Source organism: Herbaspirillum sp. B65, assembly GCF_000333555.1.
GTDB classification, from domain to species: domain Bacteria; phylum Pseudomonadota; class Gammaproteobacteria; order Burkholderiales; family Burkholderiaceae_D; genus Herbaspirillum; species Herbaspirillum rubrisubalbicans.
In genome coordinates, this window is record NZ_BADI01000232.1 from 1 (window position 1) to 13,872 (window position 13,872).

The 13,872-nt window shown below is 62.9% G+C and carries 11 protein-coding genes and 1 pseudogene; 7 read left to right on the plus strand and 5 right to left on the minus strand.

The genetic code is table 11. The annotated features are described in order from the left end of the window. Nucleotides 1–184: 184 nt before the first annotated feature. From sucC to recA, 3 genes are all read right to left on the minus strand, one after another. Nucleotides 185–1,345 carry an ADP-forming succinate--CoA ligase subunit beta gene (gene sucC, locus I5W_RS05950; protein WP_017451515.1) on the minus strand — a complete coding sequence of 387 codons (1,161 nt, stop codon included), beginning with the start codon at nt 1,343–1,345 and terminating at the stop codon, nt 185–187. A gap of 515 nt (nt 1,346–1,860) precedes the next feature. Then, the gene (recX, locus tag I5W_RS05955) at nt 1,861–2,325 is read right to left on the minus strand and encodes a recombination regulator RecX (RefSeq protein ID WP_044528555.1); all 465 of its coding nucleotides are present in this window, start codon (nt 2,323–2,325) and stop codon (nt 1,861–1,863) included. Nucleotides 2,326–2,584: 259 nt separating this feature from the next. Continuing rightward, a complete protein-coding gene (recA, locus tag I5W_RS05960; protein ID WP_034313178.1) occupies nt 2,585–3,637 on the minus strand; it encodes a recombinase RecA in 1,053 nt (350 codons plus the stop codon). Nucleotides 3,638–4,034: 397 nt separating this feature from the next. Here recA and I5W_RS05965 point away from each other — a divergent pair, with 397 nt between their 5' ends. The 5 genes and pseudogenes from I5W_RS05965 to I5W_RS05985 all read left to right on the plus strand — a co-directional run bounded on the left by I5W_RS05965 (nt 4,035) and on the right by I5W_RS05985 (nt 9,446). Beyond that, nucleotides 4,035–5,663 (plus strand): tetratricopeptide repeat-containing response regulator, encoded by a 1,629-nt coding sequence (locus tag I5W_RS05965; protein ID WP_017455215.1) that lies wholly within the window; start codon nt 4,035–4,037, stop codon nt 5,661–5,663. Nucleotides 5,664–5,665: 2 nt separating this feature from the next. Continuing rightward, complete coding sequence (locus I5W_RS05970; protein ID WP_017455216.1) at nt 5,666–6,271, plus strand: sensor histidine kinase; 606 nt, start codon at nt 5,666–5,668, stop codon at nt 6,269–6,271. A 306-nt stretch (nt 6,272–6,577) separates the two neighbouring features. Then, nucleotides 6,578–7,562, plus strand: a pseudogene (locus I5W_RS05975) (aliphatic sulfonate ABC transporter substrate-binding protein). Between the two features lie 4 nt (nt 7,563–7,566). Beyond that, entirely contained in the window at nt 7,567–8,442 is an 876-nt protein-coding gene (locus I5W_RS05980; protein ID WP_083893471.1) for an ABC transporter permease, read from the plus strand. Nucleotides 8,443–8,462: 20 nt separating this feature from the next. After that, nucleotides 8,463–9,446 (plus strand): aliphatic sulfonate ABC transporter substrate-binding protein, encoded by a 984-nt coding sequence (locus I5W_RS05985; protein ID WP_044528556.1) that lies wholly within the window; start codon nt 8,463–8,465, stop codon nt 9,444–9,446. 399 nt (nt 9,447–9,845) lie between these two features. Here the strand turns inward: I5W_RS05985 and I5W_RS05990 are convergent, their stop codons facing one another. Both I5W_RS05990 and I5W_RS05995 read right to left on the minus strand, forming a co-directional pair. Further along, nucleotides 9,846–10,808, minus strand: coding sequence for a Tim44 domain-containing protein (locus tag I5W_RS05990; RefSeq protein ID WP_044528557.1), 963 nt, complete (start codon nt 10,806–10,808; stop codon nt 9,846–9,848). A 225-nt stretch (nt 10,809–11,033) separates the two neighbouring features. Next, a complete protein-coding gene (locus tag I5W_RS05995; RefSeq protein ID WP_044528558.1) occupies nt 11,034–11,459 on the minus strand; it encodes a hypothetical protein in 426 nt (141 codons plus the stop codon). A 285-nt stretch (nt 11,460–11,744) separates the two neighbouring features. Between I5W_RS05995 and I5W_RS06000 the strand changes: the two genes are divergently transcribed. Together I5W_RS06000 and I5W_RS06005 are read left to right on the plus strand one after the other, a co-directional pair. Further along, nucleotides 11,745–12,455: a response regulator gene (locus I5W_RS06000; RefSeq protein WP_017455224.1), complete on the plus strand. Its 711-nt coding sequence runs from the start codon at nt 11,745–11,747 to the stop codon at nt 12,453–12,455. Between the two features lie 28 nt (nt 12,456–12,483). After that, a partial coding sequence (locus I5W_RS06005; RefSeq protein ID WP_252716914.1) for a sensor histidine kinase occupies nt 12,484–13,872 on the plus strand: 1,389 nt, incomplete at its 3' end.

A 13,872-nucleotide genomic window follows, 5' to 3' on the forward strand; every position in this document is an offset into this window, starting at 1 on the left:
ACATGCGGGTGTGGAACTGACCGGTCTTGCCGGTGATACCTTGGGTGATGACCTTGGTGTCTTTGTTGATGAGGATCGACATTTCTCTTCCTTGACTGTGATGCCTGCGCCGCCGGCGGCGCCTGGGACTGCAATCGCTTGCAGCCGGCGGCTCATGCCGCGCAGGCTTGCGTATTGGGTTGACTTACTTGGCGGCTGCCACGACCTTCTGGGCGGCTTCTTCCATGGAATCGGCCGAGATGATCGGCAGACCGGAATCGGCCAACAGCTTCTTGCCCAGGTCTTCGTTGGTGCCCTTCATACGGACCACCAGGGGCACCTTCAGGGAAACCGCCTTGGAAGCCGCGATCACGCCTTCGGCGATCACGTCACAGCGCATGATGCCGCCGAAGATGTTGACCAGGATGGCCTTCAGTTCGGGGTTCTTCAGCATGATCTTGAAGGCTTCGGTGACCTTCTCGGTGGTGGCACCGCCGCCCACGTCCAGGAAGTTGGCCGGCTCGCCGCCGAACAGCTTGATGGTGTCCATGGTGGCCATGGCCAGGCCGGCGCCGTTGACCAGGCAGCCGATGTTGCCGTCCAGGGAGATGTAGGCCAGGTCGAACTTGGAAGCTTCGACTTCAGCCGGATCTTCTTCGTCCAGGTCGCGGTAGGCGACGATTTCCGGGTGACGGAACAGGGCGTTGGAGTCGAAGTTGAACTTGGCGTCCAGGGCGATGACCTTGCCGTCGCCGGTCAGGATCAGGGGGTTGATTTCAGCCAAGGAAGCGTCGGTTTCCCAGTAAGCCTTGTACAGGCCTTGCAGGTTCTGGCGGGCAGCCGGGATCGATTCGGCAGGCACGCCGATCTTGGCGGCCACGTCGTCGGCTTGGGCGTCGGTCAGACCCGCGACCGGATCGATGATGACGTTGTGGATCTTTTCCGGGTGGCTGTGGGCCACTTCTTCGATGTCCATGCCGCCTTCGCTGGAGGCCATCAGCACGACCTTTTGCGAGACGCGGTCGGTCACCAGGGAAACGTACAGTTCCTTCTTGATGTCGGCGCCTTCTTCGATCAGCAGGCGGCGCACCTTCTGGCCTTCAGGACCGGTCTGGTGGGTCACCAGTTGCATACCCATGATCTGGTTGGCGTACTCCTTGACCTGTTCGATGGACTTGGCCACCTTCACGCCACCGCCCTTGCCACGACCACCAGCATGGATCTGGGCCTTGACGACCCACACCGGGCCGCCGAGTTTCTGGGCAGCCGCTTCGACTTCGTCGACCGACATGCAAGGAATGCCGCGCGGCACGGTTACGCCGAACTGGCGCAGGATTTCTTTACCCTGATACTCATGGATTTTCATGGGAGCTTCCCTTTAGACACTGAATGAATAAGACTTGCCGGATTGAAATTCGGTAGCCGGCGTCATGCCGGCCGTCGAGAAAGCAGACTGCAACCCGCAGGCGGGTATCGCATCCGTTGCCGGATGGAAGCGGGCGCAGGCGTGAGCTGCGCGGGTTGCGAGTGAATTCGTAGAATTGGGCATGTTCATGCCGTCTGCTTTAGTTGGTCTGATATTCGAAACGCGCCGGCTTGCACCGAAGCGTCCGCATTATCCATTCCTGCTCCTGACGTGGGCCTTGCACCGTTGCGCCGTTTTAACGAACCGGCAACACGCGGTATCTCCTCAGGCTTGCGCGCCGCAGCAAAAACTTCCGAATTCTAGCACAGGCAGGCTCGCCTGTTCGCCGGTAGCGCTAACAGGCAATGCAAAGAGCCGAGATTACCGCAAGATGGGACTGAAAGAAGTGACATACCCATCCACCGGGAAATGAATGGATGACGCGCCGCGCCTGGGGCTGATTCAACAGCTTGATGTCAGGAGGCGTCTTCGTCTTCTGCCCAGGCCGTCTGGAAGGCTTGGCGGATGCTGCGATGGGAAAAACCGCGTTGCTGCAGGAAGCGCATCTGCTTGGCCCGCGTCTCGGCATCAGCCGGGGGGACGCTGAACTTGCGGCGCAGCACCTGGGCGGCACGCTCGCCTTCGCCTGCGGCCAGGTCGGCCTTGAGGTCGGCAATGGCTTCACCTTCGATGCCATGACCGTGAAGTTCGGAGAAGATGCGCTGGTTACCGTAGCGCGCCGAACGGCGATGGACCAGCGACTCGGAAAAGCGTTCTTCGGAAAGGAAACGGGATTGTTCGAGCCACTGCAGCAGTGCCTCGATGTCGTCACCCTCTTGCGCGTAAGGGGCAAGCTTACGCGCAAGTTCCAGGCGACTATGCTCACGTGAAGAGAGATATTTGAGCGCCCGTGCTTTCAGGCTGATCGGCGGTCTTGGCATGACGTTCGACTACACGGACGATGGAACGGAAGAAACGGGTGCAACGAAAGAAGCAGGTGACACCATGGAAGTGAAACAATGAAGCGATGAAGCGATGGAGCGATGGAGCAATGATGCCGTGTTGCTATACAGCGGTGCCGCATGTTTGCCCTCCCGCTCATGCCACCGGAGCGGCGCGGCACAGGCGGGAGGGACAGGCCCCACCCTGACATCAAGGGCTCAGGCAAACCCTGGTGTCACGGTAGCGCCTGGATGAGGATCAGGAAGCCTGCGCTTCTGCTTCGCCGCCCGCGGCCAGTTCCGGCACGCCCAGGGCGACGCGGACCTTGTTTTCGATCTCGCGGGCCAGTTCCGGGTGTTCCTTCAGGTAGTTGCGGGCATTGTCCTTGCCCTGGCCGATGCGTTCGCCGTTGTAGCTGTACCAGGCACCGGATTTCTCGACTACCTTGTGCTCGGAACCCAGGTCCAGGATCTCGCCTTCGCGGGACGTGCCTTCGCCATACAGGATGTCGAAGTGGGCTTCGCGGAACGGCGGCGCAACCTTGTTCTTGACGACCTTGACCTTGGTTTCGCTGCCGATGACTTCATCACCCGACTTGATCGAACCGGTGCGGCGGATGTCCAGGCGCACGGAGGCGTAGAACTTCAGCGCGTTACCACCGGTGGTGGTTTCCGGGTTGCCGAACATGACACCGATCTTCATACGGATCTGGTTGATGAAGATGACGGTGGTGTTGGTGCGGTTGATGCTGCCGGTAAGCTTGCGCAGCGCCTGCGACATCAGGCGGGCTTGCAGGCCGGGCAGGGAGTCGCCCATGTCGCCTTCGATTTCGGCCTTGGGTGTCAGCGCGGCTACCGAGTCGACCACGATCAGGTCCACTGCACCCGAGCGCACCAGGGCGTCGCAGATTTCCAAGGCCTGTTCGCCGGTGTCAGGCTGCGAGATCAGCAGGTCGTTCAGGTTCACGCCCAGCTTTTGCGCGTAGGTGACATCCAATGCGTGCTCGGCGTCGATGAAGGCGCAGGTGCCGCCCAGCTTTTGCATCTCGGCAATCGATTGCAGGGTCAGGGTGGTCTTGCCGGAGGATTCCGGGCCGTAGATCTCGATGACGCGGCCGCGCGGCAGGCCGCCGATGCCCAGGGCGATGTCCAAGCCCAGCGAGCCGGTGGAGACCGCCTGGATTTCCTCGGCGATGACGCCGTCTTCCATGCGCATCACCGAGCCCTTGCCAAACTGCTTTTCAATCTGTGCCAACGCGGCGGCCAGCGCCTTGCTCTTTTCAGAGTTGTTCGCAGCTTTTTTGTCGTCCATAAATCTCTCTCGGCAAAATGTCGTGAAGAAGGGGTGTCAGGGGAGGTATTGCAGATATTGCCCGGGGGGCAGTGGATGACCGCCCCCGATAGAGCGATACTGTATAAAAAAACAGTGCTCCATGCAAGCGTTTTTGTCGGCCCCGGTTCATCCGTGGGCGAAAACCACAATTATACGAGAGCGGGGGCGCCCAAAAACTTCATAAATCGTAGAGTAATGATGCATGGAAGGAAAAAAAGCGGCACACTCGCGAGTTGGTAGGAATAATTCGTCAGCTCTGCGTCAATGAGCGTCCAATGTACGTCATCTCACGACATATTGCATTGCGGCAATTTTCCATGCTCCACGCCTTCCGCAATCCCGAACAGACAGATAGATCGTTTGATAGACCGTTCTCATGAGTTTAGTGCCCTTTAGCCACATCAGCGCCCTCCGCTGCCTGGTCATCGACGACATGCCGACGATGCGGCAGAACATCCGTATGCACCTTGGCCAGCTCGGCGTCACCAAGGTCGACCAGGCGGCCACGCCCGATGAAGCTATCCGCTTCGTGCAATCCAGCACGTATGACCTGATCATCTGCGACTACAACCTCAACAAGGAAAGCAACGGCCAGCAACTGCTGGAGTTCTTCCGCACCCAGAACATGCTCTCGCCGACCTGCATGTTCATCATGGTCACCGCCGAGAGCGGCTACAACCTGGTGGCCAGCGCTGCCGAGTTCCAGCCCGATGCCTACATGTTGAAGCCGCTGACGGCCAGCCGCATCGCCGAGCGCGTGGACCGCCTGCTGGAAAAGCAGCACGCCATGCTGCCGGTGACCGAGAAGATGAAGCGCAAGGACATGGCCGGTGCCATCATCGAATGCGACAACGTCCTCAAGGCCGCGCCCAAGTGGATCGTGGAAATCATGAAGACCAAGGGCACGCTGTTGATCGAGCAGCGTCGCATCGATGAAGCGCGCGAGGTCTACAAGCAGGCCCTGGCCATGCGCGACGACCTGGTCTGGGCCAAGATCGGCCTGGCCCGCTGCAACATCGTGGCCGGTCAGATGGATGATGCGCGCACCATCGTGCAGGACGTGCTGGCGCAGAACAAGCAGTTCATCGCCGCCTACGACCTGCTGGCGCAGATCGATGAAGCCCAGGGCAACCAGGAAGGTGCGCTGGAGGCGCTGACCAAGTCGTCCGAGATCATTCCCTCGGCCCGCCGCAGCCGCCTGGTGGGCGACGTGGCCTACCGCAGCGGCCACCTGGACCAGGCGCGCGAAGCCTACGACAAGGTCTTGAAGCACACCAAGGGCTCGCTCACCGCGCAACCCACCGACCTGCTCTCGCTGGCCCAGGTCCACATCGACAGCGGCGACCCCGATGCCGCGCTGCGCCTGCTGGAAAGTGCACCGCGCCGCTACGAGGAATCCAACATCTTCGTCTCGGCGCAAGCCGCCGTACAAGCCCAGGCCTATGTGCAACTGGGTGACACCATCTCGGCCCAGCAAGCCTTCGAGACCGCGCGCCAGGCCGCTGCCAAGGAAAGCTCCGACACCACTGCACTGGCCCTGGCCAAGGCTGCCTTCTCGATGGGCAAGGATGAGGAAGGCGCGCAACTGATCGCCGAAGCCATCAAATCCGACCACGAAAACAAGACCCTGCAGATGCTGGCACGCAAGGTGCTTGCCGATACTGGCCGGGCCAACCTGGCCGAGGAATTGATCGACGGTGCCGTCAAGCAATGCATGAGCATCATCGCCGAAGCCAATGCCTTGATGCGCAGCGCCAAGCCCGACGAATCGCTGGCCAAGCTGGAAGAAGCGCTGGCCAGTATGCCCGAGAACACCGGCGTGCTGCTGGCCTCGGCCCAGCTGCATCTGCTGTGGATGAGCCAGCGCGGCTGGAACGAAGAATACGTCAAGCGCGTGCGCCGCTACCTGGCCACCCTGGACCGCCTGATTCCCGGCAACGATAGAGTCGCCAAGATGCATAAATTCCTGCGTGACACCCTGAGCAAAGTAGCCCCGAAGAGCTGACCATGGATCCCAAGCTTGCCGCGATCATCATTCACGACATCAAAAACTCCCTGGGCGTGCTGGAGGGGGAATTGCGCCGCCTGTCCGACGACGTGCCGCGCGCCCAGCAAGCCCACGTCACCTGCCTGGCCCTGCAGGAAAAGCTGATCGCCTTCCTGACCCTGTACAAAGCCGACTCCCAGGGCCTGCGCGCCCAGGTCGAGGCGGTCTCGCCGCTGGACTTCCTGGACGCACTGGTGCGCGAGCAGTCGGTGAGCCGCAGCAGCGACATTGCACTCACGGTGGACGAAACCGAGATGCCGGTGATCGGCTTCTTCGACGAACACCTGGTGGCGCTGGCGCTGGAAGCCGCATTGCAGAACGCCAGCCGTTTCGCCCGCACGCAGATCGCCGTGGGTTGCCGCAAGCATCCCGAAGGCGGCGTGATCTTCACCGTGCGCGACGATGGCCCCGGCATCGGCACCCAGGAAAAGAAGCCCTCCACCGGCCTGGGCATGGACCTGTGCAATGCGATTGCCACCGCCCACAACAAGGAAACGCAGCATGGCGAAGCACGCCTGTCCAACCATCCCGAGGGTGGTGCGCTGTTCGAGCTGTGCCTGCCTTGATCTGAGCCGATGCGAGAGGGCCGCAGCCTGCGCTGCGGTACGCTTCCTGTGCAAGACTACAGGTCGCCAGGAATACTCCAGCGCACGAGCACTCATCTAGATGAGCACATGAGCATCGGCACGGCGAGCCTGGCGCCCCTCCTCTTCCCCGCCAGCATCCCCTCACATGCGCAAAGCGCATAACCAAGCGTGAAAATAGTCGTTCTGCCGTCTGCCCTTCGTCCTTAGAGTGATGGTCTGTCCGGCCTGTGCCGCCCGTGCTGCGGCACCTGGCGCCGGCCTCTCCATCACACAGGGAACGCCTCCATGCAACGCAGACACTTCCTCCGCCTGGCGCGGGCGCGCTCGGCGCCCCCCTGCTGGGCAGCACGCCACTGATCGCAGGCGCCGCCCAAACGCCCAAGGCCTTGCGCCTGGACTATGCGTATTACTCGCCCGCCCAGCCTGGTACTGCCCAAGTTCGGCTGGCTGGAGGAGATTTCAAGCCGCAAGGTACCGAGGTCAAGTGGGTACTGAGCCAGGGCAGCACCCGCGCCCTCGAAAATTCAACAGCGACAGCATCGACTTCGGCAGCACTGCTGGACTGGCGGCCTTGCTGGCGCGCGCCAATGCAAATCCGGTCAAGGCGGTATATATCTATTCACGCCCGGAATGGACGGCGCTGGCGGTGGGCAAGGATTCGCCGGTGCGCTCCATCAGCGAGTTGAAGGGCAAGAAGATCGCCGCCACCAAGGGCACCGATCCCTACCTGTTCCTGCTGCGCGCCTTGCATGAAAACGGCCTCAAGAAGAGCGACGTCGAGATCGTCCACCTGCAGCACGCCGATGGCCGCGCCGCCTTGGAACAAGGGCGCGTGGCCGCCTGGGCCGGGCTCGATCCGCACCTGGCGGCCAGCGAACTGGAGGCCGGTTCGCGCCTGATCTACCGCAACGTCAATTTCAATACCTACGGTTTTCTCAACGTCAGCGACAGCTTCGCCGCGCGCTACCCGGACCAGGTCAAGCGCGTCCTGGCCGCCTACGAACGGGCGCGCCACTGGATCATCGCTCATCCCGATGAGACCGTGGCACTGCTCTCGGAAGAGTCCAGGCTGTCGGCGCCGGTGGCCCGACTGCAACTCAAGCGCAACGACTTCTCGCACCCGCAGATTGGCCGCGAACACATCGAAGCCCTGCGTGCCGCCGCCCCTATCCTGCTGGAAGAAGACCTGGTCAAGAGCAGCACCGATCTGCCGCGCACCATCAATGCGCTGATCGATCCTTCCTATGCGCAGGACGTGGTGAAGGCCTGAGCTCATGCGCGCACCGGTCACCCTGAACGGCACGAGCACGGATGAGGCAATCCGCTCACGGCCCCTCCCCCGCCGTCGCCGCGGCTGGCCGCATGACGATGGCTATCGGCCCGGCCGTTTCACCGGCTGGATCGTACCGCTGGCCTTCCTGTTGCTGGTGGAAGCCGGTGCCCGGCTGGAGCTGATTCCCTCGCGCCTGTTGCCACCGCCCAGCGAACTGGCGCACACCCTGTGGTCGCTGGCGGCCCGTGGCGAGTTGCTGCCGCACATCGTCGCCAGTGTCACGCGCGTGGCAGCCGGCTTTGCCATCGGCAGCGTGCTGGCAGTGGCACTGGGCCTGCTGGTGGGCATCAGCCGTCGCGCCGAAGCGCTGCTGGAGCCGAGCTTCCAGGCCCTGCGCGCCATCCCCAGCCTGGCCTGGATTCCCTTGCTGCTGCTCTGGCTGGGCATCGATGAGACACCCAAGGTGGTGCTCATCGCCATCGGCGCCTTCTTTCCGGTCTACCTGAACCTGGTGGCCGGCATCCGCGACATCGACCACAAGCTCATCGAAGTGGGCAGCAGTTCGGGGCTGGACACGACCGAACTGATCCGTCACATCCTGCTGCCGGCCTCGCTGCCTTATCTCTTTGCCGGTCTGCGCGGCGGACTCAGCCTGGCCTGGATGTTCCTGGTGGCCGCTGAACTGATTGCCGCCACCCGCGGCGTCGGCTACCTGCTCTCGGACGGCCGCGAAAGCAGCCGGCCCGACCTGGTGCTGGCGGCCATCCTGATCCTGGCCTTGCTGGGCAAGTTCAGCGATGGGCTACTGCGCGCCGTCGAGCAAAAGAGCCTGGGTTGGCGTGAAGCACGGCGGCAATCCAGCCAGAAGACTTCCTGATTCCTTAGCGAGCATCTGCCATGCCCAAGCACACCCCTGACCCCACCCGTCGTCGCCTGTTGCAAGCCGGGGCCGCCCTGAGCCTTGCCCCGCTGGCCAGCACCAGCGTGCTGGCGCAAGAGAACAAGGCCATCCGCATCGGTTACCAGAAATCCTCGACCCTGCTGACCATCCTCAAGGCCAATGGCACGCTGGAAAAGCTGCTCGCCCCCAGCGGCGCGAAGATCAGCTGGCATGAATTCGCCAGTGGCCTGCCCTTGCTGGAAGCACTCAACGTCGGTGGTGTTGACCTCAGCGCCGACGTCGCCGATACGGTGCCGGTCTTCGCCCAGGCCGCAGGCGCCAGGCTGGCCTACGTGGCACAGGAGTCTCCCTCGCCGGCGGCCCAGGCCATCGTGGTGCGCGCCGACTCGCCGCTGCGCACGACGTCCGATCTCAAGGGCAGGAAGATTGCGGTGACCAAGGCAGCGGGCGTGCACTACCTGCTGATCGCCACGCTCGAGAAGGCCGGACTGAAATGGAGCGACATCGATGTCGCCTATCTGTCGCCGGCCGATGGCCGTGCCGCTTTCGAGCGCGGCAGCGTGGATGCCTGGGTCACCTGGGATCCGTTCCTGGCCGGGGTGCAACGCCAGTCGCAGGTACGTATCCTGGCCGATGGTCGCGGCGTGGCTGATTACCAGCGCTACTACCTGGCCTCGGCCAGCTTTGCGCAGGCACGACCTGAAGTATTGCGCGTGGTGTTCGAGGAACTGCAGAAGACCGGCCAATGGGTCAAGCAGCAACCCAGGCAGGCAGCGGCATTCCTCGCCCCGCTGTGGGGATTGGATGCCGAGACCATCGAACTGGCCAACAGCCGCCGCAGCTATGCGGTGCGCGCGATCAGGCTGGAGGCACTCAGCGAGCAGCAACGCATTGCCGACGCCTTCCTGGCGGCCGGCCTGTTGCCCCGGAAGGTCAATACCAATGACGTGGCGATCTGGACGCCGCCAGGGGTGGCCTGATCATGGATGGACTGGATCAGGTGACGCTACTGTTGCTGCTCATCCTGGTGGTGGTGGCGATACTCTTCCCATTGACCGACAGGCGCACATCATCGTGCGAGCAGCGGGATCAAGGGCGGGACGACAGGCAAGACCATGCAAGCAAGCGCCGCTGATGCGGTGCTTTTTTTTCGCCTCGCAGCGGGAGAGTCAAGACATCGGAAAGACGGCGCCGCGGTGGCAGGCCAGAGGGTGGCTAGAGGCCCGTATGAAGGAAAAAGACAGGCGTGGAATGCGCATAAAAAAACCGCCGGCAAAAGCCGGCGGTAAAACGGATTGGCGACGCTCATCCACTAACCGCCGCCTTCCGCGCCAAACTGATACGTACTACATGAACTTTCTTACCGAACTCGTGCAGGCTTATGCCTGCACCGGATCGAGTTGCTGGATACCTGCCAGCACCCAGCCACCCTGGCCGGTCGCCGGCTTGGACAGGTTCCAGATCTCGGCGAACTGGGCCGGCGAGGCGCTCGGGTCTTCCTTGATGAAGCCGAAGAACTTCACGCTGGCAAGGTAATCATTGCCCACGGTTTCCACGCCCAGCACTTCCGCATCCAGCGAGACCACGTCGGTCTGGTTGGAGGCCGTGCCACGTTCCTGGATCTGCAGGCGCAGCTCGGCAAACATCTCGGGGGTGGTGAATTCGCGGATATCGTTGATGTCAGCCTTGTCCCATGCCGCTTGCAGGCGGATGAAATAGGTCTTGGCATTGCGCACGAAGCCCACGGTGTCGAAACCAGCCGGAATGCCATAGGCAGGCGCTGCCTCGGCATTGCCGAAACCACCACCGAAACCGCCTTGGGTGGTCGCGGCAGCGGACTGGTCGGTCTTCAGCAGGGAGCCGATCTGGGGCGTGCCCGAGGCGTTATCCGCAGCTTGCGGTGCGGCCGAAGCCCAGGCCGGCGCCGGTTGCGAGGCTTGTGCACCTTCCGACTTGCGACGGACCAGACGGATCACGAACATGATCGCCAGCGCGATCAGGGCCACGGTCACGATGGTGCTGATCATGCTGGCCAGGGCGCCACCCAGGCCGAAATGCGACAGCAGTGCGCCCAGGCCCAGACCCAGCAGCGCGCCACCCAGCAAGCCCTTCCACATGCTCGGCTTGGCCGCAGCAGCCGCAGGTGCGGCGGCAGGGGCAGCCGGCTTGGCCGCGGCGGCCTGGTTCTGTTGCATCGGGGCCGGGCTCTGCGCCTGACGGCTGGCGCTGGAAGACTGTTTGCCGATCGAGCCGCCGCCGCCAAGACGCTTGGCTTCGACTGCCGACATGCCAACAGACAGCGTCATGACCGCCACTATCAGCGCGACAAATGCTTTTTTCATACTTTCTCCTAGAGATTCTGATGATGTGATGCGGTCACATCGGCCGTGATTTTCGAAAAGGACTCAAGTTGCTCGTTGCCCTGGCGAAATCCGCATCAGCCTTGGCGCAGGCAGGCCAGGGCTGGCCGCGCACGAGCAGGAGCCTGCTGTCGCACGGCGCGAAGCCTCGGGAAATCAGGGGCAGTTCAGCGGGCGCAGCAAGACCTGTCGCGCGGGGCGACGGACTCAGGCCCGGGGAGGACGTCCTGCGCGCGGCAGGAACGGGGGTTGCAGGGCGGCATCGCTACGCAGAGCGGGCGCCAGGCGGGAGGTTTGCGGCGCGAAGGCCAGCGAGTGGATCAGCACGGGTTCGTCACCGATACCGGCGTGCGAGGAGAAATCTTCACCATTGTCGGCATAGCCGGCACTGTCGTCATCGCTGCTGCCAGCATCAGAGGCCAAGGCGTGCGACTGGTCGCCGCTCACGACATGGACATGATGATCGGACAGGGAAGCGGGCTTGGCCACCAGGTGCTGCACCGCCACAGTGGCGTGCACCGGAGCCGGGGCAGAGAAATCGGTGGCGGCCATCGAGCTGGCGTAAGTCAGCACCGCTGCAAAGACTTGCACCGGTAACAGACAGATCAGCAGGAGTACCCACACACGTTTCATCAGATTTTCCAGCAATGGATGCGAGAAATTATAACAACAAAGATTGCGCCGACAGCAAGTAAATCTTACTGATGCCCCTACTATAAGGCCTAAGCTTCAGACTTCAATGACCAAGTCTGAATTGTTACACTTCGGGCCGGTCCCTGATCCACGACAAAAAAACAGCACATCAGGATATGCCTGATTTGCATTGGTCTTTGAATTAGGGGAATATGAATGAAAAGTACCACAATAATTCAATCATCCGAGACAAATCAGCCGAGCCCGTCTCGCTGATCTATTTCTATGCGCATCCTCCTTGCTGAAGACGACAGCGTACTGGCCGACGGGCTGACCCGGTCCCTGCGCCATTCCGGCTATGCCGCCGATTGCGTCAAGAACGGGGTGGAAGCCGATTCGGCCCTGTCCACCCAGGACTTCGACCTGCTGATCCTGGATCTGGGCCTGCCCAAGATGTCAGGGCTGGAGGTGCTGCGCCGCTTGCGCGCCCGCAATTCGCGCCTGCCGGTGCTGATCCTGACCGCGGCTGACTCGGTGGAGCAGCGCGTGCAAGGCCTGGACCTGGGTGCGGACGACTACATGGCCAAGCCCTTCGCCCTGTCCGAACTGGAGGCGCGGGTGCGGGCGCTGACCCGGCGCGGCGCCGGCGGTGGTCCTACCGTCATCAAGCACGGCCCGCTGTCGTTCGACCAGGTCGGTCGCATCGCCTACATCGGCGAGCAGATGCTGGAACTGTCGGCGCGGGAACTGGGCCTCCTGGAAGTATTATTGCAACGCACGGGCCGTCTGGTCTCCAAGGAACAACTGGTGGACCACTTGTGCGAATGGGGAGAGGAAGTCAGCAACAATGCCATCGAAGTCTATGTCCATCGTCTGCGCAAGAAAATCGAGGTCGGCGGCGTGCGCATCGCCACCGTGCGCGGGCTGGGCTATTGCCTGGAAAAGCTGCCCGAAGCCGGCGCTGCACCGCTGGCGGCCTCCAACAACGCCGCCTGAACCGGTAGCGCGCTCGCGCTGATCGCCCATGACCGCGCGCGACCCCGCCCCGGCTTCTCCCGATCCGGCCCCGCCAGCGCCGGCCGCGCCGCCGCGCAAGAAGCGTCGCGCCGCCCTGGCCACGCAACCGGTAGAGCGCATCCAGCGTTCACTGTTCGGCGAGATCCTGGACTGGATGCTGGCCCCGCTGCTGCTGCTGTGGCCGATGAGCATCGCCATCACGTACCTGATCGCGCAATCGATCGCCAACCAGCCCTTTGACCGCGCCCTGGAAGACAGCGTCACCGTGCTGGCGCAACAGGTGTCCGAAGTCAACGGCAAGGTGGTGGCGCGCCTGCCGGTCTCGGCGCGCGACCTGCTGCGGGCCGACGACATCGACAACATCTACTACAAGGTCACCGGTCCCAACGGCGAATACGTGGAAGGTGACGTCGACATGCCCCAGCCGCCAGTCGACGACGACCGCGCTACCCTGGGCACGGTACAGTTCCGCAATGACATCCTGCACGGCAGCGACGTGCGCATCGCCACCCTGCAAGTCGACCTGCGCCGTAGCGCCGCCCAGCGCGCGGCCCAGCACGAGCCGCGCCTGGCCACGGTGCAGGTGGGCGAGACGCTGGAAAAACGCGCCCAACTGGCCAATGAAATCATCAAGGGCGTGATCCTGCCGCAGTTCGTGATCCTGCCGGTGGCGCTGGCGCTGGTCTGGTTCGCACTCTCGCGCGGGCTCTCGCCGCTGTCGGAATTGCAGCAGCGCATCCGCGCGCGTCGCCCTGACGATCTCTCCCCCATCGACTCCGGCCAGGTGCCCGAAGAAATCTCGCCGCTGGTGCGCTCGCTCAACGACATGCTGGCGCGCCTGTCGCAGACCATCGCGATCCAGAAACGCTTCATCGCCGACGCTGCGCACCAGATGAAAACCCCGCTGGCCGGAATGCGGATGCAATCCGAACTGGCGCTGCGCCAGGGCGACCAGGACGATGTGCGACGCTCGCTGGAACAACTGGCCAAGAGTTCGGAAACCGCCACGCGCCTGGTCAACCAGTTGCTCTCGCTGGCCCGCGCCGAGAACCAGCAATCGCAATCCGGCATGGTCGCGGTGGAACTGAACGAACTGGCCCGCAGCGTGGTGCAGGACTGGGTGCCGATGTCCTTTACCCAGCGCATTGATCTCGGATTCGATGGCCTGGTGCGCATGGTTGCCGGCGAACATGGCCAGGGTATCGGTATTGTAGAGGTGGAACTCAGCCGTGCCTGGCGCTGGCGCGCAACCGAACTGCTGGTCCACTTCCATGCCCCAGGCATTGAGTTCGCCCTTGGCCCAATCGCCCATGATGAGCATGGCCGCCTCGCCGCTGACCATGCTGCGCGCCATTTCGGTCCACGGCCGCTCGCGCAGCGGCTGCGGCATGGCCGC